This window comes from Paenibacillus sp. J31R98 (genome assembly GCF_056269245.1).
Genome location: NZ_JBWDNO010000002.1, coordinates 765,881 through 791,395, shown reverse-complemented (window position 1 = coordinate 791,395; position 25,515 = coordinate 765,881). Strand labels below are relative to the sequence as shown.

The 25,515-nt window shown below is 50.6% G+C and carries 22 protein-coding genes and 3 tRNA genes; 20 read left to right on the top strand and 5 right to left on the bottom strand.

Going from position 1 to position 25,515, the window contains the following annotated elements; all coding sequences use genetic code 11:
• The first annotated feature begins 3 nt into the window (after positions 1-3).
• The 19 genes from AC0YNX_RS12295 to AC0YNX_RS12205 all read left to right on the top strand — a co-directional run bounded on the left by AC0YNX_RS12295 (position 4) and on the right by AC0YNX_RS12205 (position 18,836).
• Entirely contained in the window at positions 4-909 is a 906-nt protein-coding gene (locus AC0YNX_RS12295) for an ABC transporter ATP-binding protein (protein WP_475815954.1), read from the top strand.
• 6 nt (positions 910-915) lie between these two features.
• On the top strand, positions 916-2,469 hold the full coding sequence (locus tag AC0YNX_RS12290) for an ABC transporter substrate-binding protein (protein ID WP_475815953.1): 1,554 nt from the start codon (positions 916-918) through the stop codon (positions 2,467-2,469).
• A 431-nt stretch (positions 2,470-2,900) separates the two neighbouring features.
• A tRNA-Met gene (locus tag AC0YNX_RS12285) sits at positions 2,901-2,977 on the top strand.
• A 21-nt stretch (positions 2,978-2,998) separates the two neighbouring features.
• Positions 2,999-3,075, top strand: a tRNA-Ile gene (locus AC0YNX_RS12280).
• Positions 3,076-3,096: 21 nt separating this feature from the next.
• Positions 3,097-3,182: transfer RNA gene (locus AC0YNX_RS12275), tRNA-Leu, on the top strand.
• Between the two features lie 344 nt (positions 3,183-3,526).
• Positions 3,527-4,951 (top strand): Kelch repeat-containing protein, encoded by a 1,425-nt coding sequence (locus AC0YNX_RS12270; protein ID WP_475815952.1) that lies wholly within the window; start codon positions 3,527-3,529, stop codon positions 4,949-4,951.
• A gap of 211 nt (positions 4,952-5,162) precedes the next feature.
• Positions 5,163-6,188, top strand: coding sequence for a DUF402 domain-containing protein (locus tag AC0YNX_RS12265; protein WP_475815951.1), 1,026 nt, complete (start codon positions 5,163-5,165; stop codon positions 6,186-6,188).
• 434 nt (positions 6,189-6,622) lie between these two features.
• Positions 6,623-8,659, top strand: a complete 2,037-nt coding sequence (locus AC0YNX_RS12260; protein ID WP_475815950.1) for an ABC transporter substrate-binding protein — start codon at positions 6,623-6,625, stop codon at positions 8,657-8,659.
• Between the two features lie 89 nt (positions 8,660-8,748).
• Complete coding sequence (locus AC0YNX_RS12255; protein WP_475815949.1) at positions 8,749-9,747, top strand: ABC transporter permease; 999 nt, start codon at positions 8,749-8,751, stop codon at positions 9,745-9,747.
• On the top strand, positions 9,744-10,910 hold the full coding sequence (locus AC0YNX_RS12250; RefSeq protein ID WP_475815948.1) for an ABC transporter permease: 1,167 nt from the start codon (positions 9,744-9,746) through the stop codon (positions 10,908-10,910). The genes AC0YNX_RS12255 and AC0YNX_RS12250 overlap by 4 nt, the downstream gene beginning before the upstream one ends.
• Before the next feature lie 14 nt (positions 10,911-10,924).
• Positions 10,925-12,001, top strand: coding sequence for an ABC transporter ATP-binding protein (locus tag AC0YNX_RS12245; protein ID WP_475815947.1), 1,077 nt, complete (start codon positions 10,925-10,927; stop codon positions 11,999-12,001).
• Entirely contained in the window at positions 11,998-13,062 is a 1,065-nt protein-coding gene (locus AC0YNX_RS12240; RefSeq protein WP_475815946.1) for an ABC transporter ATP-binding protein, read from the top strand. Before AC0YNX_RS12245 ends, AC0YNX_RS12240 begins: the two co-directional genes overlap by 4 nt.
• Positions 13,059-13,370: a hypothetical protein gene (locus AC0YNX_RS12235; RefSeq protein WP_475815945.1), complete on the top strand. Its 312-nt coding sequence runs from the start codon at positions 13,059-13,061 to the stop codon at positions 13,368-13,370. Before AC0YNX_RS12240 ends, AC0YNX_RS12235 begins: the two co-directional genes overlap by 4 nt.
• A gap of 5 nt (positions 13,371-13,375) precedes the next feature.
• Complete coding sequence (locus AC0YNX_RS12230) at positions 13,376-13,870, top strand: hypothetical protein (RefSeq protein WP_475815944.1); 495 nt, start codon at positions 13,376-13,378, stop codon at positions 13,868-13,870.
• Positions 13,870-14,970, top strand: a complete 1,101-nt coding sequence (locus AC0YNX_RS12225) for a LacI family DNA-binding transcriptional regulator (protein WP_475815943.1) — start codon at positions 13,870-13,872, stop codon at positions 14,968-14,970. The genes AC0YNX_RS12230 and AC0YNX_RS12225 overlap by 1 nt, the downstream gene beginning before the upstream one ends.
• A gap of 18 nt (positions 14,971-14,988) precedes the next feature.
• Complete coding sequence (locus tag AC0YNX_RS12220) at positions 14,989-15,879, top strand: helix-turn-helix transcriptional regulator (RefSeq protein WP_475815942.1); 891 nt, start codon at positions 14,989-14,991, stop codon at positions 15,877-15,879.
• Between the two features lie 105 nt (positions 15,880-15,984).
• On the top strand, positions 15,985-17,148 hold the full coding sequence (trpB, locus tag AC0YNX_RS12215) for a tryptophan synthase subunit beta (RefSeq protein WP_475815941.1): 1,164 nt from the start codon (positions 15,985-15,987) through the stop codon (positions 17,146-17,148).
• A 143-nt stretch (positions 17,149-17,291) separates the two neighbouring features.
• Positions 17,292-17,990: a uracil-DNA glycosylase gene (locus AC0YNX_RS12210; RefSeq protein WP_475815940.1), complete on the top strand. Its 699-nt coding sequence runs from the start codon at positions 17,292-17,294 to the stop codon at positions 17,988-17,990.
• A gap of 15 nt (positions 17,991-18,005) precedes the next feature.
• Positions 18,006-18,836: an SPL family radical SAM protein gene (locus AC0YNX_RS12205; RefSeq protein ID WP_475815939.1), complete on the top strand. Its 831-nt coding sequence runs from the start codon at positions 18,006-18,008 to the stop codon at positions 18,834-18,836.
• A gap of 71 nt (positions 18,837-18,907) precedes the next feature.
• Here the strand turns inward: AC0YNX_RS12205 and AC0YNX_RS12200 are convergent, their stop codons facing one another.
• Complete coding sequence (locus tag AC0YNX_RS12200) at positions 18,908-19,894, bottom strand: S-layer homology domain-containing protein (RefSeq protein WP_475815938.1); 987 nt, start codon at positions 19,892-19,894, stop codon at positions 18,908-18,910.
• A gap of 141 nt (positions 19,895-20,035) precedes the next feature.
• The gene (locus tag AC0YNX_RS12195) at positions 20,036-20,374 is read right to left on the bottom strand and encodes a L,D-transpeptidase (RefSeq protein WP_475815937.1); all 339 of its coding nucleotides are present in this window, start codon (positions 20,372-20,374) and stop codon (positions 20,036-20,038) included.
• A 167-nt stretch (positions 20,375-20,541) separates the two neighbouring features.
• Between AC0YNX_RS12195 and AC0YNX_RS12190 the strand changes: the two genes are divergently transcribed.
• Entirely contained in the window at positions 20,542-21,639 is a 1,098-nt protein-coding gene (locus AC0YNX_RS12190; protein WP_475815936.1) for a C40 family peptidase, read from the top strand.
• 28 nt (positions 21,640-21,667) lie between these two features.
• Here AC0YNX_RS12190 and AC0YNX_RS12185 read toward each other — a convergent pair whose 3' ends face one another.
• From AC0YNX_RS12185 to AC0YNX_RS12175, 3 genes are read right to left on the bottom strand one after another with little or no spacing between them, the layout of a single operon-like run.
• On the bottom strand, positions 21,668-22,765 hold the full coding sequence (locus tag AC0YNX_RS12185) for a GerAB/ArcD/ProY family transporter (RefSeq protein ID WP_475815935.1): 1,098 nt from the start codon (positions 22,763-22,765) through the stop codon (positions 21,668-21,670).
• Positions 22,762-23,934 carry a Ger(x)C family spore germination protein gene (locus AC0YNX_RS12180; protein WP_475815934.1) on the bottom strand — a complete coding sequence of 391 codons (1,173 nt, stop codon included), beginning with the start codon at positions 23,932-23,934 and terminating at the stop codon, positions 22,762-22,764. Before AC0YNX_RS12180 ends, AC0YNX_RS12185 begins: the two co-directional genes overlap by 4 nt.
• Complete coding sequence (locus AC0YNX_RS12175; protein ID WP_475815933.1) at positions 23,931-25,397, bottom strand: spore germination protein; 1,467 nt, start codon at positions 25,395-25,397, stop codon at positions 23,931-23,933. Before AC0YNX_RS12175 ends, AC0YNX_RS12180 begins: the two co-directional genes overlap by 4 nt.
• Between the last annotated feature and the right edge of the window lie 118 nt (positions 25,398-25,515).

Here is a 25,515-nt window from a genome sequence, read left to right as displayed (position 1 = left end):
AATATGATTACATGCGAAGGACTTGTAAAGATTTATAAATCAGACGATCTCGAGGTCGTCGCGCTTCAAGGTCTCAATCTTCATGTGCGAGACGGCGAGATGATGGCGATCATCGGCAACAGCGGAAGCGGGAAGTCGACGCTGCTCAATATTCTCGGTGGCCTGGATCGTCCGTCAGCGGGTCAAGTTCATGTCGGGCCATGGGATTTGCTTAAGATTTCAGAGGAGCAGTTAGTGGAGTATAAACGCGATACGGTTGGCTTCATCTGGCAGAGCAACGCTCGCAACCTGCTGCCCTACTTGACGGCGCTTGAGAATGTCGAGATGCCGATGATGCTATCATCAAGGCTCGACCGCGCGTACGCGAAGCAGCTGCTCGAATGGGTTGGTCTCAAGGAGCGGATGCATAACAAGCTGCATCAGCTGTCCGGCGGTGAGCAGCAAAGGGTTGCGATTGCGATCTCGCTCGCGAATCGACCGAAGCTGCTGCTTGCGGATGAGCCGACCGGTTCGGTAGATACAGTGACGAGCGAGCTCATCATGGATATTTTTCGCAGGCTGAACCGAGAGCTTGGCATTACAGTCGTCATTGTAACCCATGATCTATCACTTGCTAGCAAGGTTGACCGGGTGGTGGCGATTCGGGATGGACTGACGAGCACGGAGTTTGTAAAGAGAAATCCGAATTTGGATGACGTAGAGCAGCTCGGGAATGGAGCAGGCCACGGCGCTGGCGAAGGAGAAGGTGGCATACACTCGATTCATGAAGAGTATGTTGTCGTAGACCGCGTGGGCAGGCTCCAGATCCCGAAAGCGTACTTAACTGCGCTACAGATTTCTGATCGTGCGTCGATGGAGTTTGATGGGGAGCGTATTATCATTTCACCGCCTAAATCATTGGAGGGGTAAACGAACATGGAGAGAAGAGAGAATCGTAAGCGAGTCGTATTGAAGAGGTCAGCAGCAGCAGCTGTTAGTGCGCTCATGCTCACGTCTACGCTAGCGGCGTGTACGAAAGGGGATGGAGACAGCGATGCGGATCGGCATGTGCTGCGGGTTGGATTTATGTATTCGAACTCGGATAATGATCCGTATTTGCGTCAGCAGTTTACGGACAGCTACGAGCTGTTGCACCCAAACATAGATATTGAAGTTGTCTCTGCTATCAACTATGACGATCAGAGATTTGAGCAGCCAGATCCGAACAAGAAGCAGCCCGACCCTTATGAGAAAATCAAAGAGATGCTGACTGGCAGCAATCCGGCAGACGTCGTTATTCTCGAGTCCAGTTATCTCAAGCGTGCCGTTCAGGATAACCTGCTCAAGCAGCTTGATCCGATTATTCAAGAGGATGAGTTCGATATCGATGACTTCGTCCCGACGGTTATTAACGGAATCAAGGATGCTGGCGATGGATATTTGTACGCCCTCACGCCGACATTTAGCGGTTCAGCGCTCTACTATAATAAGAAGCTGTTTACAGAGGCTGGCGTAACACTGCCAACGGATAATATGGAATGGCCGGATGTTCTTGCGCTGGCGAAGCGCCTTGCGAAGGGTGAAGGCAAAGAGCGCAAGTTCGGGATTTCGTTCAACCGTTGGGGCGGAGACCCGTTCTATGATTCCCAGAGCTATGCAGCTCCGTTGCAGCTGAAGATTTTCGATAACAAAGCGGAGAAAATGACCGTAGATCAGCCGCAGTGGCGTAAAGTATGGAACGATCTGGCTGGCCTGTACAAGGAGAAAATCGTCCCGACGGGCGAAGACCTCAATAACGGAGGTGGAGGACCGCGGGCGATAGATGATACGAGCAAACCTGTGTATGATCCTTTCAATGGCGATCTGTTCATTAATGGTCGCCTAGCAATGACTGTTGCGGGTTATGACTACGTGAACGAGCTGGCGAAGCTGAAAGACTATGCAGCGAAAAATCCGGATAAGCCAACGATCGACTGGGATGTTGTAACCGTTCCACAGTTTCAGGAGGCTCCAGGCATCGGCGGCAATGTCTATCTGAGTAACCTGATGGCGATTAACAATAAGGCGCAAAACCCTGATGATGCGTGGGATTTCATCAAGTTCAACAACAGCAAGGAATGGGCGAAGCTGAAGTCGCGCAGCACGTACGAGATGGTATCCCGCAAGTCGTTCCTCAAGCCGAAAGAAGGAATGACTTACAACATCGGCGCGTTCTATGCGCTGAAGCCGATACCGCCTCAAGACGTTGAGCTGGATAAACTGTATCGCGACAAGCAGAACCTGTACCAAGTACAGAATCTTGCGCAGCCGCTCTTCCAGGACGTTATCCAGGGCAAGAAATCGGTCGAGGATGCTCTGAAGGAATGGCAGACGAAAGGCGACGCCTTGCTCCAGAAGATCAAGGATAATCCGAATGGTCCGCTTGATCCGGGTAACGGCGGCGGAGTAGGCGGAGACGTGTATGTGAATCCAGGCGGCGTTAAGGGATAAAGGATAATGGATAAGGAATAAGTAATATGGAACAAGGAATTATGCTAGCTTAAAAGCCTTCCTTCGTTTACAGAACCGCATCGGTGCATTTGCGCCGGTGCGGTTTTTCGTTTTGGGGGAGAATGCTTGATTTTCCGAAATTGGGGTATCCTAATCAAAACGGCGAAGAAAGGAGCGAGGCTCATGAAATGGGTGTATTGGGGGAAATTGTACGAGACCAAATTTCAAGCGGGCTGTTTAGTGAAGAGGATGGAAAATGATTGGTGGGTGTACGGTTATGAATGTCCTCAAGAAATTGAGGTGTTTCGTTCGCGCAAGGGCCGATTTGGTGTTCGATTCCTCCCTTAGAATATTAAGGCTTGACTAATACTTGTCTCATATAGTATATTAATTCTTGTCGCCATTGAATGTTTGTAGTGAATTGGTGTTATCGCGGGGTGGAGCAGCTCGGTAGCTCGTCGGGCTCATAACCCGAAGGCCGCAGGTTCAAATCCTGCCCCCGCAACCAACCTTTCGATTATTATCGTAAGGGCCCTTAGCTCAGTTGGTTAGAGCGGTCGGCTCATAACCGATTGGTCGGGGGTTCGAGTCCCTCAGGGCCCACCATTCCTCAATCATACATATCATGCCGGGGTGGCGGAACTGGCAGACGCACAGGACTTAAAATCCTGCGGTGGGTGACCACCGTACGGGTTCGATTCCCGTCCTCGGCATCCAACGAAAACCTTGATGAATCAAGGTTTTTTTATTTTGTTGGTTGAGATTGGGTGCTTGTAATTCCAAAGGTTCTGAGTACCTAAAGCATTAAAAACTGGTACACAGAACACTCCATAAGTTTTGATAATTACTCTTTTTCATCACTTGCCATTAAAAGCGATGAGGAGGAGTTTTTTGTCATGAACGTTGAAGGAAATAGTATTATGGGAATGAAATTTACTGCTCTGTGCTGATGGTTTATTTAACCACAAAGTATAATGTGAAATTTTGTATATTACAAGACTGATAATTACTGGTTATTACTTGTATGATAATTTCATTACATAATTGGAGGTACATCATGAAGAGAAATCTATTGCTATTATTTGTTTCTGTGATGGTTCTGTTACAAGTTGCGATACCTGTAAACGCTGAAGGCACATGGGAATCAAAAGCGAATATGCTTTATGAACACGCATACGGGGCAAGTGCAACTGTTGATGGGAAGTTATTTGCAATTGCAGGAAGACCCTATGCGTCAGATATTAACAATGCAACAGTTGGCAAGAAAGTTGAAGCATATGATTCTGCATCCGATACTTGGGTAGCAAAAGCTGATTATCCAATTGCTGTCGTAGGTGTACAGGCGGCAGTATACAATGGGAAAATATATACATTTGGCGGTTCTACTTCAGCCGGTTCAGGAGTGCCTGTTAGTAAGGTATATGAATATGATCTATCGACAGATACTTGGACAGCAAAAAAGAATATGCCTACCGCAAGGTTCGCAACCAGTGTTACAGTTCTAAACGATAAAATTTATGTAATTGGTGGTGCTATTGCTGGTGTAGGTGTACCTTCCAACAAGGTTGAGGTCTATGATCCAGCTACGGACACTTGGACAACGAAGGCAAATCTGAATTTCGCGAGATTTGGTGCGGCAGCCATAACATATAAAGGATCCATCTATTCAATTGGTGGATCAGTAAGTGATAAAATTGAGAAATACGATGAAGAATCTGACCAATGGACCTCAATTCCAAATAGTTTAAGTGTTGGGGACAGAGCATTTGCAGTCATTTTGAACGGTGAAATTCTGATTGGAACTAACAAGTCAACAGCACTTAATTCATATGACCCTGATCATAATACATGGACAAGTAAGTTAAGTCTTCCTTCAGTACGCAATTTGCCATTTTTCGGAGTCATTAATAACAAACTATTCATTGCAGGGGACCTCGCTAAGAAAGATACTTCTACAATAGCTTCCGAAGAACTACACCCTGAAAGAGCGATACTTACGCTTTACCTAGTCGGAGGACAAAAGAAAGAATATGATCTATCTACTCAACAAATAGATGAATTTCTGAGTTGGTATGATTCACGAGCAGAAGATGTAGGACCTTCAAATTACACTTTCGATAAACCTTGGAATAAAGGCCCGTTTACTATTCGAACCGAGTCTGTAGTATATGATAAAATCGTAAACTTTGATATTGATGAATATTCCACTATAAATGAGGTAAGTTCGTCTACGGAAAACAATGTAATTACCGGTGACTATGTTCTAACCTTATATTTAGTAAATGGCCAATTGAAGCAATACGATTTAACTGATCAACAACTAAGTGCATTCCAAAACTGGTGTGCATCACGAGCAGATGGAGTGGGGCCAGAACGATATGCATTTGAGAAAATTTGGAATAAGGGGCCATTCGTTTCACGCACTGAATATGTGATCTTCGACAAGATTGCAAATTATGATAGTGATGAATATACCAATTAATTGTTACTAATCAGACCGGGAACTTTGACTCGTGGTTATTCGCAATAGTTTAAAAACTCCTTCTCATCACTCTAATTCGATGAGAAGGAGTTTTTTTATCTAACAATACAATATTCGACATGGTATACTCTACCAGTATCTTATAGGCATTTAGTTCTAATTTAGAGGAATGGCACAAGTTCCGTAATAATAGATAAGCGAGGACAAACAGATGCGTTTAATAAGAAAACTCACAGACAGCGATTGGTCTGGCGGCACGCCTAAATTATTGGCTGATGTCTCCCGCTATGCCGCTAGAGGCGTTCTATTCGACGACGAATGGAAAGTAGCCATGATGCATATGACGAAGGTGCAGCTCTACAAGCTTCCTGGAGGCGGCATTGAAGAAGGGGAAGATCCGCAGAGCGCTTTCCTTCGGGAGATTCAAGAAGAGACAGGCTGCGCAGCGGAAGTGATTCATGAGATTGGAGTTATCGAGGAACATAAAGCCTACAATGGCTTCCTCCAGCACTCCTCTTGCTATGTGGGGAAAGTCGTGCAGCATTCGACCAGCATTTCGCTCTCGCATGAAGAGCTCGAGTTAGGCATGCAAGTGGAATGGATGCCCATGAACACTGCCTTAGAGATGATGAGAGCTGCAGCAGCTAAGCAGATTGAGAACGACCCGCATAGATTCATGCTGGTCCGCGACCTCACGATTCTCGAAGAAACCGCGAAATGGTTGTCCGTGAACGTTACCATACAAGCTCGGAAGTACGGTGATCGCCCGCACTATGAGTGGCGGACTACGCTGCTTGAGCGAACAGACTCGCATATTTTCGTACTTGGGCACTATGGAAGGAAGCTGAAGCATTTTACGAAAGGCAAGACGTTTACGGTGGAGAACTGGACGATTGAATGTTTCCCATTCGATTCTTGGTTTACGGTTAGCGCAGATGTTATCGATGGGAAGCTTGCCCAGTACTATTGCAACATTAGCGAGCCGGCCCGGATGGAAGACGGTATGGTCACATTCGTTGATCTGGACATTGATCTTGTCTATAGGCGGGGAAACTGGCAAATCGTTGACGAGGATGAGTTCGTTAGCCATGCCGCCAAATTCGCGTACCCACCAGAGTTAATTGCTAGAGTCAGGCAGGAGGTCGAGCGTTTGCAGGAACGCATCGCGCTGAAGCAGTTTCCTTTTGACGGTTCGATTGAACGGTTCATTCCATGTATACCGCAAGATAACACATGATCCTATGCTTAATAATAACTCCTTCCCATCACTTGCAAATCTGGAGTGGTAGGAAGGAGTTTTTTTTGTGTCGAACGATGCTAATGCTTGTCGTAATAAGTGGAATCTAAAAAAAACGAAAATTCACCTTCTTTTTTTCTAAATACACATGAAAATCCAATTATGTATGATGAGATCGAAATTGTTTCAGTGCTTCTCAAGTGCTGAAGCAATTTATCGGGAACGTGCCCGGGGGGCAGTTCTGAAAAAGGGGAGGATTCGTCGATCGTATCGGTATTCAGGACCGTCCGCTAGGCTTGTTCAAACTTATATATATACGTGGATCGGTCTTGTGCCAGCAATTCTCGTAAGCGCTTACCAAACGCCGAATGTCGCTGTAAATGGCTAGCTGTAGGGTAGGGTACACCAAATTTTACGGGGTTGGAGGATTTACGATGAGAAAAAGGATGAAGAAGCCGTTCATGCTGCTGCTCGCCGGGACGATGATTGTGCTGGCTGCCTTAACCGGGTGTCAGAGCGAAAGCGGGGGCTCCAATATTGGAGCTGCCAATAACACCGGAAGCAGCGATAACGCTGGAACGAATGCAAAGGCAAACAATACGAAGACAGAAGATACAAAGACGAACGAAACGAAGCAGGACGATTCGAATACTGCTACAGCGGAGGATACAGCCCCTGCAACCGAGGAGGCAATTCCGACGGAATTCAAGCAATCGCCGACGCTGGAGAGTTTCGCAACTCCACTGAAGGATCGGTTGCCGGAAGACTTCAAGGTTACGAACGAATTGCCTAGCAACTTGCTGAAATATGAGATTGGTACATACGGCGGTACGCTTCGCACGGTTACCTCAGTCGTTGACTGGGATGCGGACGTATTCATCATGAACGACGAGGCGCTGCTCAACACGCCGGGCCTTCTTGGTAAGGAAGTAACGGGCAATGTCCTGAAGGGTTATGAAATGAGCGATGACGAGAAATCCTTTACGTTCCACATGCGGAAAGGTCTGAAGTGGTCGGATGGCCAGCCGGTAACGATCGATGATGTTAAATTCACCATCGAGGACGTCCTGTTCAATAAAGACCTAACGCCGATTTTCCCAGCTTGGATGAACTCGGCGGGCGATCCGAACGGCAAGCCTTTCACCTACGAGTTCGTCGACGAATACACATTCAAGCTGAGCTTTGATCAACCTTACGGCGGCTTCTTGCTCAGCCTTGCGGTTCAAGGCTGGCGCGGTTACTCGGATTTGCTCAAGCCATCTCACTACTTGAAGCAATTCCACACCAAATATACACCGCTTGAGACCTTGGAGCCGGCAATCAAGAAAGCCGGATTCAAGAAGGGCGAATGGGTGAACTTGTTCAACGAGAAGGACATCACGAACTGGGAGCTGACGAATCCGAAGTCGATCGGATTCCCGGTGCTTTACCCTTGGGTGATGACGAAGAAGACGAATACGACGGCAACCTTCGAACGCAATCCATACTACTTCAAGGTTGACTCGGCAGGCAATCAACTGCCATACATCGACAAGATCCAAAGTACGCTCGTGCAAGATATCGAGATGGTTACGCTGAAGACGATCGCAGGCGAAGTCGACTTCTCCCGTGAATCGGCGTCCCTGATCAAGATGCCGCTGTACCGCGAGAATCAAGACAAAGGCTTCAAGGCACTGCTCAGCAACCTTCACGTATCGCCGACAGACATTTTCCTCAACATGAGCAGCAAAGACAAGAACTGGGCAACTGTCGTGAACGATGTGCGGTTCCGCAAAGCGCTAAGTTTAGCGATAGACCGTAAAGAAATCATCGATTCAATCTATTACGGCTTCGCGGAGCCTAATAGCTGGCAGGATTCCACGTACAACGTTGACGAGGCTAACAAGCTCCTTGACGAGATGGGCATGGTGAAAGGCTCCGACGGTTTCCGTACAGGACCGGATGGCAAGAAATTCACGATTCCGTTCGAAGTCGGCGCTCAAGCACCGGATATTATGCCGATGACCGAGCTCGTCGTTGAGATGTGGAAGCAGCTTGGCCTGGATGTGACGATGAAGAAGATCGACTCGACGCTATGGGGCAAGCGCAATGAAGCGAACGAATTGAAAGCCACGATTATCTGGGCTGCCGATCCGATGTGGTACTACGGTGACTGGGGACAAGGGATTTGGGCACCGGCTTGGAATCTGTATCAATCTTCCGGAGGCAAGAAAGGCATTAAGCCGCCGGACGAAATTGCAGCATTCTACAAAAGCATCGCCAAAGCCTCTGTCGCTAACCCGCAGGAAGCGAAAGCGATTGTTGATAATGAAGTCAAGAAGACGCTTGGCGAGAAATACTACTTCATTGTACCGCTTGAGAACGTGAAGCAGCCGCTGATCGTCAACGCGAAGCTGCACAATGTTGGCAACGAGGATGCACTTGCAGTTGCAACTGACTACGCCGGCGAGCAATTGTTTTTCGGCAATTAAGATGAAGCTCGGCAACGCCCAGGACAAATGGCAGCTAAGTCTGCCGCCTGGGCTTTGCCGTTCAATAAATTCTCGAGAGGGGGGAGCACATGCTTAATTTCATCGGCTATCGGATTCTACAATTAGTCCCGCTACTGATTGCGATAAGCATTATTGTGTTCTTCATCATCCAATTGCCGCCTGGCGATTTTCTATCCACGTATATTCAGCAGCTTGAATTGTCCGGGACTAAGGTGGATGCCGGCATGATTCTTAACCTGAAGCGCCAGTACGGGCTTGATGAGCCATTTATCGTACAGTATCTGGTCTGGATCAAAAATATTATTTTGCATGGCGACCTTGGACGCTCGTTTCAATGGAATCAGCCAGTCACTGAAGTTCTAGGCGGCAGATTGATGCTAACGATACTGATCTCGTTCATCTCGCTCATATTCGTCTGGGTCATTGCCATTCCGATCGGCATCTATTCCGCAGTGCGGCAGTATTCCATCCTTGATTATGTATTCACATTCATCGGGTTTATCGGTCTTGCCGTTCCTGGCTTCCTCGTCGCACTGGTACTCTTGTACTTCATATTCGTCAACACGGGGGTATCGTTAAGCGGCTTGTTCTCACCAGAATATGTGGATGCCCCTTGGAGCATGGCGAAGATCATGGATATGCTTCCGAGGCTTATTCTACCCGTTGTCATCATCGGCATGTCCGGTACGGCTGGTCTCATTCGCGTCATGAGAAGCATGCTGCTCGACGAGCTCTCCAAGCAGTATGTCATTACGGCTCGGGCCAAAGGGGTGGAAAGCACGAAGCTGCTGTTCAAATACCCGGTCCGTCTCGCGATGAATCCGCTCATCAGCACCATCGGCTGGACGCTTCCCGCGCTCATATCGGGCGAAGCCATTGTGTCCATCGTTATGAATTTGCCGACGACCGGGCCGATTCTGCTTCGGGCGCTGATGTTTCAGGACATGTACCTCGCAGGCAGCTTCCTGCTCATTGTTAGCGTACTGACCGTAATCGGGACGTTGATCTCCGATATTCTGCTCGCGTGGCTTGACCCGCGTATTCGTTTTGGGGGGGTTGTCGATTGAATACCGCAGTACCGTCAAAAGCAGAGAAGCGAAGATGGTTCCGTCTGGGAAGATTCTCGAAGACCGCTCCGCCGGACGATACGTATCAGGTTGCTTCCCAGTGGAAGCTGATGTGGTGGAAATTCAAGAAGCACAAGGTTGCGATGGTCGCGGCCGTCATTCTCATCCTGCTCTATATGTCCGCGATGTTCTGCGAGTTTCTGTCGCCGCATCTGCCGCTTGACCGTTATACCGATTATAAGAATGCGCCTCCGCAGGGGCTTCACTTCTACGATAAAGAATCAGGCTTTAGCCTGCGTCCATTCGTCTATGACATGAAAATGCAGATCAATGAAGAAACGTTCCTTCGCACATTCCAGGCGGATACGTCGAAGAAATATTACATTCACTTCTTCGTCAAAGGTCCGGAATACAGCATGTGGGGGTTGTTTAAGACCAACATCCATCTGTTCGGAACGAAGGACCAGAATGCTCCCTTGTTTCTCTCCGGGACGGATGATCTCGGGCGCGATATGTTCTCCCGCATCCTGTACGGCGGAAGAATCTCACTCTCCTTCGGGGTGCTTGGCATCGTGCTGACATTGATTCTCGGACTGCTGCTCGGCGGCCTATCCGGCTATCTCGGCGGCGTGACCGATACGATCGTGCAGCGAACGATCGACTTGCTCATCTGTATTCCGACGATTCCGTTATGGATGGCGTTATCTGGCGCGCTTCCAAGGGATTGGTCAGCGCTCGAGATTTATTTTGGAATGATCATCATCTTCTCGATTATTGGTTGGACCGGGCTTGCTCGCGTCGTAAGGGGTAAGATATTGTCTTTGCGCGAGGAAGACTTCACGATGGCGGCAAGGCTCGCCGGCGCGAGCGACCTGCGGATCATCCGCAAGCATCTGCTGCCTTCGTTCGCCAGCTATACGATCGTTACGGTGACGCTATCCATTCCAGCGACGATTCTTGGCGAGACGGCGCTCAGCTTCCTCGGAATCGGGCTTGCACCGCCGGTTGTCAGCTGGGGCGTACTGCTTCAAAACTCGCAGAACCTCGAGACGCTTGCCCACCATCCATGGATGCTATGGCCTGCGGCAATGATCGTCGTTACCGTGTTGATGTTCAACTTTTTGGGCGATGGGCTTCGTGACGCAGCCGATCCCTATAAATAAGGAGGCCGAGCGAATTGAGTATCAATATGCCGAAACGGCCTCTGGCCGCTCATATCGAGGATTCGGACGTCATCTTGCAGGTCACCGACCTTCAGGTACACTTTCATCTGGATGAAGGAATTCTTAAGTCTGTTGATGGCGTGGATCTTATCATCCGCAAAGGGAAAACGCTTGGCATAGTAGGAGAGAGCGGCTGCGGCAAGAGCGTTACTTCGCAGGCGCTGCTCCGAATCGTGCCAAAGCCGGGCAAGGTAGCAGGCGAGATTCTCCTTAAACGCAATCGAGGCGGCGAGCAAACGCAATCGGAAGTCACCGATCTAGTGAAGCTGGATGAGCATGGCAAAGAGATTCGTGAGGTCAGAGGCGGGGAGATCGCGATGATCTTCCAAGAGCCGATGAAAGCATTCTCGCCCATCCATACGATCGGCGACCAGATCATGGAGGCCATCCTGCTTCATCGAACTAAGGACAAGAAGGAGGCGCGTACGATCGCGCTAGACACGCTGACTAACGTGGGAATGTCGAACCCGGAGCAGCGGCTCGATGAGTATCCCCACCAGTTGTCCGGCGGTATGCGGCAGCGTGCGATGATCGCGATGGCGCTTGCCTCGCATCCGAAAATTCTGATTGCGGACGAACCAACGACGGCTCTGGATGTGACCGTTCAGGCGCAGGTGCTGAAACTGATCAACGAGCTGAAGGAGAAGTTTAACACCTCGGTCGTCTTCATTACACATGATCTTGGCGTTATCGCGGAAATGTCCGATGAAGTGGCCGTCATGTATCTCGGCAAGGTTGTCGAGTACACGGATGTCGACACGTTATTCTACGGGTCACAGCATCCGTATACGAAGGCTCTGCTCAATTCCATTCCATCGGTAGCCCATCGGAATTCACGGCTGGAATCGATCGAAGGGTCTGTTCCGTACCCGATGAACCTTCCTGCGGGCTGCGGGTTCTTCTCCAGATGTCCGAAAGCGCGGCCCGGCGTCTGCGATGCTGCGGATATTCCGCTCATCAAAGTGAAAGACAATCATTTCGTACGGTGTCTGTTTGCAGAGGACCAAAGCGCTGGAGGTGCAGGGCAATGAGTGTGCAAGAAGCCGAGCTTGGACAACCGAATGGCAGAGAAGCCGCACATGGCAATGTCATTGTGAACGTACAGTCTCTGAAGAAATATTTTCCGATCAAGAAAGGCTTTCTCCAACGCACGGAAGGCTACGTCAAGGCAGTGGATGACGTAAGCTTCTATATTCGCGAAGGCGAGACGTTCGGGCTTGTCGGCGAATCCGGCTGCGGCAAGACGACCTTGGGCCGCTGCGTGCTGCGGGCCATCGAGCCAACCGAAGGGGTTACGCTGTTCAAGGATCGCGATGGCCGCAATAGCGACCTCAACAAGCTGGATAATAAGGAGATGCGCAAACTCCGCAAGGACATGCAGCTTATCTTCCAGGATCCTTATTCCTCGCTTAATCCGCGGATGACCGTCCAGAACATCGTGGCAGAGCCGTTGATCTGCAACGGGCTTGCCCATGGCGAAGAGCTTCGGGAGCGCGTGCGTCAGCTCATTGATATGGTAGGCCTGAACAGTCGCCATATGAATCGTTACCCGCATGCGTTCAGCGGCGGTCAGCGTCAACGGATCGGTATCGCTCGCGCGCTGGCGACGAATCCAAGGTTCGTCGTCTGCGATGAAGCAGTCAGTGCGCTAGACGTTTCCGTTCAGGCGCAAATATTGAATTTGCTGCAGGATTTGCAGAAGCGGCTCAGTCTAAGCTACTTGTTTATCTCTCACGATCTTGGGGTCATTCAACATATCTCTGACCGTGTCGGCGTGATGTACGTCGGCAGGATGGTAGAGACTGGGAGAACCGAAGAAATGTTCAGCAGACCTCGTCATCCTTATACCGAAGCGCTGCTGTCCGCCAAACCAGTTCCTGATCCGCGCAGGAAGGTCGAGCGAATCGTGCTGCAAGGAGAGGTCGCGAACCCTGCGAAGCCGCCTGCAGGCTGCTTGTTCCATCCGCGCTGCCCGTATGCTCAAGATATATGCCGATTGCAAAAGCCGGAATTCAGGAAGGTCGGCGAGGAGCATTTCGTCGCCTGCCACCTTGCGGATGAATTGACTCTCCAAGGGGCTCTCCGATCATGAGCGCGCTTGCAGGAGCGATCCTCTTCTTCATTGTGGCGATGACGGCTTTCATGATTGGTACCGTCTATATCATCCGTTTCGCAGTCGGCCGGTTAATCGGGCAGAAGCACAGGCTGCTGGAGGAGATTATGGAAACAGGCAAGCTGCCGCAGCTCTGGTCGGAACGGTCACTGTCTCCCGCTGAAATCGAGAAGCAGGTGAAGAAGCTTGCAGCCTATGTCCGCAAGACGCGGCTGGTAGACAGCGACGAGACTCGCAATCTGCTGATGACAAGGCTGAAGCTCGCAAACGCAGGCAGAAAGGAATAAAGCGAATGGATCCTTTTCTAAGACAGGAGAGAAGAAAAGCCAATGCTGCTTTTCTATCGTGGTTGCTCGTCCTCGTGCCCTCGCTGATTGGGTTATGGTTATGGCTGTCACTGCAAAGCGTGGTAGACCTGATTCTAACCGAAAGCGGCATCAGCACGTGGTCGTGGAATGCGGTCAAATTATTCGCATTTATTGGCCTTGGCATTATATGGCTGGCTTCCGTCTTTATCATGCAGAATCTCCTCTACAAAAGCGCGATCGGCGGCATGCTGAGCGGCCGGATGATGCAGTTATGCGCACCGCTGCTAGCTCTCCTAGCCTGCAGTCAAGCGATCCGCTTTCCGTTCGGTGCGGCGGAGCTCTCGCTCCGCTCGATACTACTGGTTATCTTAGAGACGGCGCTGGCCGTATTGCTGTACGCTCTCTACCGAAAGGCGAATAGGCGGAAGTTTGCGAGCTCTGAACTGACAGATGACCCGCCTTCCACGAGGAGGACATAATGGGAGACGTGCCGCATTATCTACTCATTAAACGTGAGATTATGCAGCTCATAAATACAGGGAAGCTGCTTCCTGGCGATTTGCTGCCAGGAAGGTGGAGGCTGACGGAGCAGTACGGCTGCAGCTGGGCGACAGCCAATCGCGCCATTCAGGAGCTGATTCTTGAGGGCAGGCTGTACGCCGAGAAGGGCAGAGGAACGTTTGTCAGCAAGGATGACGCAGGTCTGAGGGACCGGGAGGAGCTTCCCCGGATCTTGTCGGTCCTGCTTTGCTGCTTTAACGCTAGCGTATATGACTCTGTCATCAAGATGATGGAAGGCATTCGTGAGACCGCGAGTTTATATGAGGTTCCAGTCGAATTTACCAATGTGCAGGATATAGGAAGGTTTGATGACCTTAATCATCGAATTGTTATTACACCAAGCTTGGAAGATTACCCCAAATTAGTGAAATCAGCTCAGCTTGGAGATAGGTTCATCGTATTAGGTTCTGAATTCCGCGAAGCGGGAGGAAGATGGGTCGATTCCGACACGCGGGAAGGAACCCGCAGAGCGGTCGGCCAGCTTCTGGCAGCAGGACATCGCCGCGTACTGTTGTTCGGCTTGCAGCGGGGCTTATCGAATTACGAGCAGAAGGTGCGCGGATATGAGGAAGCTCTGCGCGAGTACGGCCTCGTCAGCGATCCGGAATGGATCGTATATCGAACGGAGAACGCAGCTGATGTGCAAGGCTTGCTGGATGGCTGGATGAAGCAGCACCCGCCTTGTAGTGCCGTATTTGCTGCGGATTACACGTCCGGCTTGGCTGTTCTAGGCTGGGCGATGTCAGCAGGGATCCGTATACCTGAGGATCTGTCGCTGTTTGTCATGGGTGAAGTGGATTCGTCACCGTACTTGGTTGTGCCGCCGAATAGCGTTGTGCAGCCATTCGCCGAAATGGGCAGGCAGGCTGTGAGAATGCTGCTCGGCGATCGCGATGAGCCGTATGCTTTACTGCCGTGCAAGTTAATCTACCGGAACTCGGTCATGTCGATTCCTGAAACAAGAAGTAGTACATACGGAGTGTTCACGTCAGATGTTAGGTATGGTAAGTTGGAGTGATTGGAGGTGATTGTGTTCATGCAAATGAGCAACTTGATGGAATTGACGCCTAGATTGAATTTTGCAAGCCGCGACCAGGTCTGCGCGGGGTACCACTGGGGACCAAGGACCATACCCGATTGGCAAATATTCTCGATTATTTCCGGAGAGGCACTGCTTAAGCTTGGACAGCAATCCTACCGCATACGTCCTGGAGAAAGCGTGCTCTATGGGCCGAACAGTCCGCATTACTTATTTACAGAGAGACGATCCGAATACTTCAGCTTCCACTTTTCCTGGCACGAAGAATCGCCTATTCCGCTGCATCCCGCGTTTCAGATCAAAGACGTACATCCTTCGGCACTGCATACGCCGCCGGTGAGCTGCAATATGTTTGTTCCCGGCACAGGCGATGTTCAGCTTCCGCATCATTTCTCGACTGTCGGGCTGGACTCCATTATGATGCGTATCGTAAAGGAGTACCATGACGAGGGAGCGGGCTCTCCATTCCTGCTGAGAGCGCTGCTGATGGAGCTTCTCATGCTGTTGATCCGCCAGCTTGCTCGCGAGCAGACGGGTGCACTGTTAAGCAAGATTGAGCCTGCGCTTGCAGCGATTCGGGACAATCCAGGCATGAACTGGTCGGTGAGTGAACTTGCCGAGCTGTGCGGGTATCATCCCAGTTATTTTACCGGCTTGTTCAACCAGGAAGTCGGGCAAAACCCGAAAGAGTATCTGATCGCTGAACGGATCAGGCAAGCGAAGTCAGCACTTTTGAAAGCGTTCCCAATGGAGCAAATCGCGGAAAGCCTCGGCTATAAGAGCATCCATTATTTCAGCAGCAGCTTCAAGAAAGCAACAGGGCTATCGCCGAGCGAATTCAAGCAGAATCCGACATCCGAAAGCTGTTTCAGCGCGATTGAATCTTGATTTACGCATCTTGCTCCAACTTCCTTTTGACAAAAAGGGACATGTCTCCTTAAAATGGAAAGGGTTACATAAGTTGACGAATTGATCCGATGGAGGCTGGAGCAGATGAATCAGGAGTTGGCAGAAAGAGGATATTTTGGCGAGTTTGGCGGTAGCTTCGTTCCACCTGAACTGCAGGAAGTGTTAGATCATCTGGAAACTCAGTTTCTGAAGTACAAGGACGACCCGGAATTCAATGAAGAATATCGCTACTACTTGCGCGAATATGTAGGCCGTGAGAATCCGCTTACGTTTGCGAAGCAGCTGACCGAGAATTGGGGCGGCGCCAAAATTTATTTGAAACGCGAGGACCTGAACCATACGGGCGCGCACAAGATCAATAATGTAATCGGACAAATTCTGCTTGCCAAACGAATGGGCGCGAAGCGCGTCATTGCGGAAACAGGCGCAGGTCAGCATGGAGTTGCAACGGCGACGGCATGTGCAATGTTCGACATGGAATGCATCATCTACATGGGGGCAGAGGACACTCGCCGTCAATCCCTGAATGTGTTCCGAATGGAACTGCTCGGTGCCAAGGTTGTTCCGGTTGAGAAAGGCCAAGGACGCCTGAAGGATGCTGTCGACGAAGCCTTGAACGATCTCATCGCGAATTATCGCAATACGTTCTATCTGCTTGGTTCAGCTGTTGGACCGCATCCGTTCCCGACGATGGTGAAGCATTTCCAATCGGTGATCAGTGAAGAGTCGAAGCGGCAAATTCTTGAAAAAGAAGGCCGTCTGCCTGATGCGGTGCTTGCTTGCGTAGGCGGAGGCAGCAATGCAATCGGCGCGTTCGCCCATTATATCGACGAGCCGTCCGTTCGTCTCATCGGCGTTGAGCCGGATCAAGCTCCGTCGCTAACTGAAGGCGTACCAAGCATGCTGCACGGGTTCAAATGTCTTGTGCTGCTCGATGAGGAAGGCAATCCGAAGAAGACTTATTCGATTGCCGCAGGTCTGGACTATCCGGGTATCGGACCGGAGCATAGCCATATGAAAGTGAACGGTCGTGCGGAGTATGTCACCGTAACGAATGAAGAGGTGCTTCAAGCGTTCCAGGAGCTATCGCGGACGGAAGGCATCATTCCGGCGCTCGAAAGCTCGCACGCCGTTGCCTATGCGAAGAAGCTTGCACCTACGCTCGCGAAGGACAAGATTCTGATCATTAACTTGTCCGGTCGTGGCGATAAGGATGTTGAGCAAGTGTTCCATATGCTGCATAAGTAGTTGCTTTGTGCTTTTGACATGGGCATGATAGAATCATAGTGAAGTCTTCGGCTTATTCTCATTATCACCTCCTTTGCTTCTTTCTGATGGAAAGTCAGAATGGCTGCAGGGGAGGTTTTTATTTCATGATTTCAGGAGGCCCTATGCATTGGAATGTTGTGAACGACTGGTCATCCGTGCTGATGGAAGAGACGCAGAAGCCTTACTTCGCGCAGCTCATGTTGCAGCTTACGGAGCAATATGAATCGGAGACGATCTACCCGGAGCAGGCGGATGTATTCAATGCGCTGCGGTTCACGCCTTATGCGGATACCCGTGTCGTCATTATCGGGCAAGACCCGTATCATGGTCCAAGGCAGGCGCACGGACTGAGCTTCTCGGTAAGACATGGAGTCAAGACGCCGCCGTCGCTGCTTAATATGTACAAAGAGCTGAAGGACGATCTCGGCTGCGAAATTCCGGCGCATGGCTATCTGGAGTCTTGGGCGAAGCAAGGGGTGCTGATGCTCAACAATGTATTGACGGTGAGAGCAGGGGAGCCTGCATCGCATAAAGGCATCGGCTGGGAGACGTTCACCGATGCCGTCATTGCGGCACTGAATGCGAGGGAGCTGCCGGTTGTATTCATTCTATGGGGCAAGCATGCCCAGGAGAAGGCAGCTTCAATTGATGCGAGCCGGCATCGCGTGATTGCTTCGGCGCATCCGAGTCCATTCGCCGCGCGGCGCGGGTTCTTCGGAAGCAAACCGTTCTCGCGTGCGAACGGTTATCTGCGCGAGCTTGGCATGCTTGAGATTGATTGGGCCATTAAGGAGATCGCTGAGGCTGAAGCAGCTAGATAAGGAGGCGACAGAGAGATGGCTGATAGGAAGCCTGAGAGTGCGAAGAAGAAATCGCCTATCCGCCTGCTTAACCCGGCATCCGGTTATTTGACAGGCTATAGCTACACGCTGAATCCGTATACGGGCTGCGTATTCGGCTGCTCTTACTGTTATGTGAGGCGAATGCCCATTGCCTTGTTTCGGAACGAACCGTGGGGAGAGTGGGTGGAGGCCAAGCCGCTTGATGAAGCGCACTTCCGCAAAGAATGGCACAAAGCGCTGACCAAAGGCGAAGTGACCGTCTTCATGTCCTCCGCGACGGACCCCTACCAGCCTGCCGAATTCAAGGAGCAGGTGACGCGGCGTGTGCTTGAGGTGATGGTCGTAGAGCCACCGGCATTCGTGCTCGTCCAGACGCGCAGCCCGCTTGTCGAGCGGGATATTGATCTACTTCAGCGACTCGGCGCTCATGTCCGCGTCAGCATGACGGTGGAGACGGACCTCGAAGCCGTCCGCAAAGAGCTAACGCCTTCGGCACCGCCGATCGCCGCTAGGCTGCGCGCGATTCGCACGCTTCGCGAAGCAGGCATCGCCGTGCAAGCGGCCGTGTCGCCGCTGCTGCCTTGCAGCGAAGCGTTCCCTTCGCTGCTCGCAGGTACTGTCACGCGCGTCGTCGTCGATGACTTCTTCCGCGGCGACGGCAGCGGCGGGAAACGCTCGGCGCAGCTCAAGATGGCCGAGCGGTATGGCGCGCTTGGGTCTAGCGAGCTCTACACGCCTGAGACAGCGGACCGCTTCGTTGATGAGCTGAAGCGGCATATGCCCGAAGGATCGGTTTACTTCGGGCAGGCAGGCTTCATGCCCTGAATAAGAAAGACCCTTCCAGCGAACCGAGCCGATGAACGATTCGGTCGCTGGAAGGGTCTTTCTTCGTCTTGTTATTGATTCTCCGCAGGAGATGACGCTGTTCCATCGGAATCCGAGGCTGAAGTGCCGCCTCCTCCGATAATGCCGGTCGAGCCGCCGACAGAATTGCCAGATACGCCGAGAACCGGCTTGTAGGCAGAAGACACGTAGGTGACTGCTTTCACTTCGGTAATTACTTGCGGGTACATTTTGTCCTTATCCGGGTAAGTCGGCTCTACATAAATAATCGCTTGATCGCCCTCGAAGGAAATCGAAGAAATCTTAACGCCGTAGCCTGGGTTTGGTGCCTGTGCGGACACTGTTACAGCATTGACATCGTTATTGACAGCTGTCGTCGTAAGCTTCACGTCAAAGAGAGGCGACGGATCCGGCTGATCAACTGGCATCGTTGGTTGCTCCTCCACAAACTTAATCGTATTGAAGAGCCAGCCTGCGGCTTCGCTGCGCGTAATCGCGGCTTTCGGATTAAACTTCTGGCTCGCGTCAATTCCAATAATATGCGTCGTGATCAGTGTTTGAATACTGCCGAAATAAGTCGGATTCACATCTGCCTGATCCTTTAACACAACGCCCATATCGTCAAAAGCATAGTTGCCTGTCTGTAGCAGCGCCTTGTACAGATGATGGGCGAACTGCTCGCGTGTCATGTTGGCGGCTGGGTTCGTATCACGAGCCAGATCCAAAGAATTGTACGCCGCGATAATGAACGTGTCCGCATACCAAGCATCATCTTTCATTAGCGGGAAGCTGTCGGACACTTCAGGCTTCTTGAAGAAGCGGAGATCATCAATGTTAAGCCCAAGTCCTTTCACGAGCATTGTAATACCAGCCGCGTAAGTCAGCTTGCCGGTTGGATTAAATTGATCATTCTTGCTTCCAGTGCCGCTTAGAATGCCGCGTTTCTGCAACTCTTGGAGCTTCGCGTCATTCGGATCATTCTTCGTATCGGAGAATGCCCACACCGACTGCGTTATTGCAAGAAATAACACTACAAGCATGGATATAAAGAGTAGCGGTTTCTTCACATTCTTTCACCTCGGGAATATAGATTATTTTGACCTTTGTACTATGTAGACGCACCAACATGTCACAATGTTGCGTGAACCTGAGGTGCTATTGTGCGGAAATGATGAGCGGGTTCACGGCCTAATGGTCACTCTCGTACGCACAGGGACGAGCGCTGACAATGCCAGGACATCCTCATTATACATTCGGATGCAGCCATGTGATACCATCCTGCCGATCGAGCCGGGATCATTGGTTCCATGGATGCCGTAATGCGGCTTGGACAAGCCCATCCACAGCACGCCGAAAGGCCCGCCGGGGTTCTCTTGTTTGTTAATGATCTCGAATTCGCCCGTTGGCGTCCTGGTCACCATCTTGCCGATGCCGACAGGGAAGCCTCTGACGACAATATTGCCATCGAGCAAATATAACTGGTGGTCGGATAAATCGACGATGATCCGGTAATTAGGCACCTTGGTTCACTCCCTTTCCGTCAGCATATGTAGGGGCCGCGGGTGTGGAATGGGCAGCAATGGCAATTGATTAGCCGCATAGTTCGCTCCAGATGAGGTGATACTACATGACCATGTGGAAAATCAATCCACGACTAGCTGATCACCATCTGAGGGAGGAACGATAGATGCTAAAGAAGTCCATGCTGCTTGCAAGCGCAGTACTGCTGCTTTCTTCATGTTCGTCGGGCAGCGGCGGCGGCACGGTTACCAAGAATGACACTGCAGGCTCAGTCGTAAATCTGAAGGCGCAAGGGCAAGCATCCACAATTAAGACGAGGCATTGGGAAGAGAAAGGCGGCGTATGGATACCTGCGGAGCGGGCGGCTACGTATATGCAGTTCCGGTATGATGAGAATCCGAAAAGCCACGCCGCTTCGATGGGGTTTGCAGATCCGGTTTATACGTTTAAGGTAGGCTCGAAGCAAGCTAAGGTTGGCGATCAGCAGATTCTGCTGAGCGATGCGCCGCGAATGATCGACAACAACGTTTGTCTGGAGCTTCGTTCGTTATCCCAGTTAATCCAGCAGCCTGTTCGATGGGACTCCGGCAGCAGCACGGTCATCATCGAGACGCAGAAACATCAACCGCCTACGAATGAACTTGTAAATACGCCTCCTGGATCGAATCAATTCCGAGCCCAGTCGACGGAGAGCATAGGCGATGATAACGCGGACTACGATAATCCTGACAACTATGATGAAGACGGGAACTACATCGGCGGTGGCGGGGGAAGTCCGGGCAATGACGGAAACAGCGGCAACAACGACAACAATAATGGAAACAACACCGGAAACAATGGCAATGATGTCGAGAACGGGAATAACACAGCCGATCAAGATAAGGTAAACCAGGTTATCGCATATGGGAAGCGTTACATGGGCGTGGATTATAAATTTAATGCATCGCCTTACGCAGAGAGCCGCAAGTTCGATTGCTCCTCGTTCATCCAGCATATATTCAAGCATGTTGGAGTCGACCTGCCGCGCTCCTCTCGTTCACAATCGACCGTGGGCAAGTATGTTTCACCCAAAAACCTTATCCCAGGCGATATTGTTTTCTTCTATACGCCGGGCCGTTACAAGACAAATAATATTGTCGGCCATGTTGGGCTCTATATTGGCAACGATCAGGTGCTCCAGACGTATGGAGATCCAGGGGTCACCATAACGAAGCTGATTGGCAATTGGGAAGATCGGATTATGTGGGGAAGAAGAGTGCTGTAACAACAAAAACCGTATGGAGCTTCGCGCTTCATACGGTTTTTGCATGTGCACTGAATTTCTTGCGAATCGACCCCACAATCCACAACAAGATCGGGATGCCGACCAGGTTGACGGGGAAGATCCAATCACGCCAGAAGTTAGCGAAATCGATCGTATCATCAATATTTCTCGGCACGAGCGAGATCGCGAATACGATTGGCGTGATGAGCCATATACTCTTCTTCCATTTCGGAAAGCGAAGCAATTGCGATGTTCCGTAGCAAGTCACGAAGAAGTACAGGGCGAGTTTGATGAAGATGCCGATGATCCATAACAAGACGATGATCACATCAATGTTCTGAATAAACTCCATGACGGAGATATAGGTGACGACGGAGTAGATGGGATATACGAAATTCCCGGCCAAATGAGGACCGAAGACCAATATCACGATGACCGTGATGAACAGGATGGACACAGAAGCGGCTGCAACGCCCAACATGGATGCTGCCATCGCTCGTTTGGGCTGAGGCATAAAGGCAACCAGCATGACGACCATGAAGGATTCCGCAATGAACGAGGCGGGAAACAGGCTTCCTTTCATAATGGGCAGCAAGCCCGAATTGGAATAGACGGGCATTAGCTTGAACCAGTCCCAATCCTTCATGCTAAGCAGAATAATGAGAAGGCTGCCGATGATGCTGATCGGTCCGATAATTTCACTGCAGCGCCCAATACTGGTAAGCCCGCCAGTGGACGTGATGTAAACAACGGCAGCAAGCATGATGATGCTGATTGTCCAGAGCGGCGTCTTGCTGAATAAGGCGAGGAAGACGAAGTCCGCGAATTCTCTTAGAATCAATCCCGTGATCGAAATCCACATGAGAAAAATCGGAATGAGAATGAGGGTTCCAATCCATTTTCCCAGAATGGTCTGCGAGTATTGAATGAACGTTTGCTTTGGATGAAGCATGCTGATCTTCACAGCTATAAAGGTCGTCATTAATCCGATCAATGTTGCAACAATGATAGACATCCAAGCGTCTTGTTTGGCTGCTAGAATGGCGGGAGAGATGGTGAATATGGCGGTCTTCCCGTAATCGAGCGTGTAGATGAGCCAGAATAGCTGATAACCCGAGATCTTCAACCTTTCTCCCCCTTGCCTCTAATTAGCGCCGGCCCGACGAGACCGATATGCTTTAACTTCAAATGGACGCGGACCGTTACTTCCACATTCGGAAATATCGTCTCCCATTGTCCCTTCATTTGTTTCCAGGCCTGCGGATGCTGCCGATTGATCGCTGCGCTGAAGCCGAGTACGTCGGTGCCATATTGCTTCTGCACCTTCTTGACCATGTCCAGAACATGCTCACTTGTCAACGTATTGATTCGATCTTGTACGAGCTGCAGCTGTTCTTGCTTGCTCAGGTCCAGCTTCGTCTCGTTCTCGCCGACATCCCCTCCGCCGGTTAGCTCAATCTCCATTTTTACCTTGTTTCCTTTTGCAATACTGCTCGTCAGCTTGCTGCCGAATTGGGTGATATGGATACCAACGATTCCACCGCCTTGGTCTGGGAAGATTTCCGCTATATCAAGGTATTTAAGACCATTAAGAATCCACAGGCGATAAGAAGCTTCGATAAAATTCAAGTACCCGACGAGCTGATAATCACGGTTAAATAATGCACGTCCATAGAAGCGGATTGTTCTTTGCGGAGAAGCCCCTTGGACGATATCAACGGCAGGCAACGTAGGGCAGCTGCCTTCTTCATTCGCAGCGAGTAAGAAGCCGAGATAGGATATGCCGGTTGAACCACCGACCGCTCGATGGATTTTGACCGAAGCGACGGATGGAATTGTCTCCAGCGGGTAGGGGACCTTCAGCACCTCCATGCCCTTATTGCCTTTGACCACCCAAATATCCATCCGAATCCGGTTGCCCGGGTCCCGCGTGAACGCATCCATCATGTCTAGTACGCCTTTCTTGGCTAAATCTTCACCGATGTAAAAGTTTCTCCGATGACCACGGGTCACGATACGAGAAAGCTTCTGTCGCATCACTTGGATAGACTCAAAGTAGCTGCGCCCGCCGCCCGACTCGACAAAGAACGGCTTCTCAGCCGAAGTGCCGCCACTCGTGTTTGCCCGGAAAGGGATAAAGAATTGAGCGGAGGTCAGAATCGTTCCGTCCTGCTGCAAATCAGCCGCTGCCGCAAGATCGAATACCCGATCGGAGAGCTCTTCCCGATCCCAGCAGCCAGTTAGGAATACCATGGAGCAAGCGGTGCAGAAGATGGCAACGATACGAAGATTCATTTGGATTTGCCTCCTTGTTTGCCGACTTGCTGCCTCTGCAATTTCCACCATGGAGCACGAATGAAGATATCTCTTAATTTGCTGCTTTCCGTTGGAGCAACCGGACTCAGATAAGGGACTCCGAACGACTCCAGATTCGTTAAATGAATAAGCAGGAATAAGGTCGCCATCGTAATACCGTACAATCCGAAGAAGCCCGAGCAGATGAGCATCGGAAACCGAAGCATGCGAAATGCGATGCCCATGTTGTACCTCGGCGTAGTAAGCGATGCGATTCCGGTTACCGACACAACAATCACCATGGGGGCGCCTACGATACCCGCCTGTACGGCTGCTTGTCCGATGACGATCGCTCCGACAATGCTGATGGCCGAACCCGTCTGACGAGGCATTCGTATACCTGCTTCGCGCAAGCCCTCGAACAGAAACTCCATTAACAGCGCTTCGATCACAGCCGGAAAAGGAACCCCTTCGCGAGCAGAGGCGATGCTGAGCAGCAAATTTGTCGGGATTAGCTGAGGATGAAACGTCGTTATGGCCACATAGATCGAAGGCAGGAATAGAGATGTGAAAACCAAGAGCATACGCAGCCAGCGGGTTAGGGACGCATAGATGAAACGTTCATAGTAATCATCGGCCGACTGGAATGCAGTCCATAATGTACAAGGGGCGATAAGGACAAGTGGCGTGCCGTCGACGAATATGGCGACTTTCCGCTCTGCAAGGCTTGAGGCAACGATATCCGGACGCTCGGTCTTCTGAACCTGCGGGAACAACGTAAACGGATGATCTTCGATAAACTCCTCAATCACATTGCCGCTAAGTACCGTTTCAACCTGAATCTTGCGAATGCGCCCTCGCACCTCGTCAATGACCGATTCATTCACCAGTCCGTCGATGTAGGCGATGACAATCATCGTCCTCGATAGAGTGCCGATGGTGATGGACTCCATCTTTAAATCCGTACTCTGAATCTTCCTGCGAACGAGAGCAGTATTCACATTCAAGCTTTCGGTGAATCCTTCGCGTGGACCCTGTATCGTAACTTCAGTGGAGGGCTCTTCGACGGTTCGATGCTCGAAGCTCCGCAAGTCAGCGATGACAGCTTGCTCATATCCATCAAATAGCAGGGCTGCACAGCCAGACAAGATATCTCGTTCGAGATCGATTATGCTTTCCGCTACTTGAATACTTGCAACGGGGAACAGCTGCTCCAGAATATGGTCAAACGTGATGCGTTCATCCCGTTCATGGGAAGTAGATCCGAACATCCATGGCTTTAATAAGACGTTATCGAGCGCTGAGGCATCTACCAAACCATCTATATAGATAAGAAGCGCCCCAAGCTCGCCGAACATTTGTACACGACGAAAGACAATATCATAGCTATTCTTGAATTTATTTTTGAGCAGGAGTTCATTCTTCTGCAACGATGGGCTGAGCTGTTCTGTAGTCGTGGACAAAAGGATGACTTCCTCCTTTAGAAAGAATTAACAGTTAGGTTTCCTCGTTTGTGTTGGATTTATCCTGAATTGCAGTTAAAGGAAAGCATAAAGAGGCTTCCCCTAAGTTTTAATCGAA

Coding starts and splice junctions, on each gene's coding strand:
- AC0YNX_RS12230 (WP_475815944.1), top strand. CDS start 13,376: ATGGATCCTTTTCTAAGACAGGAGAGAAGAAAAGCCAATGCTGCTTTT.
- AC0YNX_RS12180 (WP_475815934.1), bottom strand. CDS start 23,934: ATGAATCTTCGTATCGTTGCCATCTTCTGCACCGCTTGCTCCATGGTA.
- AC0YNX_RS12255 (WP_475815949.1), top strand. CDS start 8,749: ATGCTTAATTTCATCGGCTATCGGATTCTACAATTAGTCCCGCTACTG.
- AC0YNX_RS12240 (WP_475815946.1), top strand. CDS start 11,998: ATGAGTGTGCAAGAAGCCGAGCTTGGACAACCGAATGGCAGAGAAGCC.
- AC0YNX_RS12210 (WP_475815940.1), top strand. CDS start 17,292: ATGCATTGGAATGTTGTGAACGACTGGTCATCCGTGCTGATGGAAGAG.
- AC0YNX_RS12290 (WP_475815953.1), top strand. CDS start 916: ATGGAGAGAAGAGAGAATCGTAAGCGAGTCGTATTGAAGAGGTCAGCA.
- AC0YNX_RS12200 (WP_475815938.1), bottom strand. CDS start 19,894: ATGCTTGTAGTGTTATTTCTTGCAATAACGCAGTCGGTGTGGGCATTC.
- AC0YNX_RS12235 (WP_475815945.1), top strand. CDS start 13,059: ATGAGCGCGCTTGCAGGAGCGATCCTCTTCTTCATTGTGGCGATGACG.
- AC0YNX_RS12190 (WP_475815936.1), top strand. CDS start 20,542: ATGCTAAAGAAGTCCATGCTGCTTGCAAGCGCAGTACTGCTGCTTTCT.
- AC0YNX_RS12225 (WP_475815943.1), top strand. CDS start 13,870: ATGGGAGACGTGCCGCATTATCTACTCATTAAACGTGAGATTATGCAG.
- trpB (WP_475815941.1), top strand. CDS start 15,985: ATGAATCAGGAGTTGGCAGAAAGAGGATATTTTGGCGAGTTTGGCGGT.
- AC0YNX_RS12260 (WP_475815950.1), top strand. CDS start 6,623: ATGAGAAAAAGGATGAAGAAGCCGTTCATGCTGCTGCTCGCCGGGACG.
- AC0YNX_RS12205 (WP_475815939.1), top strand. CDS start 18,006: ATGGCTGATAGGAAGCCTGAGAGTGCGAAGAAGAAATCGCCTATCCGC.
- AC0YNX_RS12220 (WP_475815942.1), top strand. CDS start 14,989: ATGCAAATGAGCAACTTGATGGAATTGACGCCTAGATTGAATTTTGCA.
- AC0YNX_RS12265 (WP_475815951.1), top strand. CDS start 5,163: ATGCGTTTAATAAGAAAACTCACAGACAGCGATTGGTCTGGCGGCACG.
- AC0YNX_RS12295 (WP_475815954.1), top strand. CDS start 4: ATGATTACATGCGAAGGACTTGTAAAGATTTATAAATCAGACGATCTC.
- AC0YNX_RS12270 (WP_475815952.1), top strand. CDS start 3,527: ATGAAGAGAAATCTATTGCTATTATTTGTTTCTGTGATGGTTCTGTTA.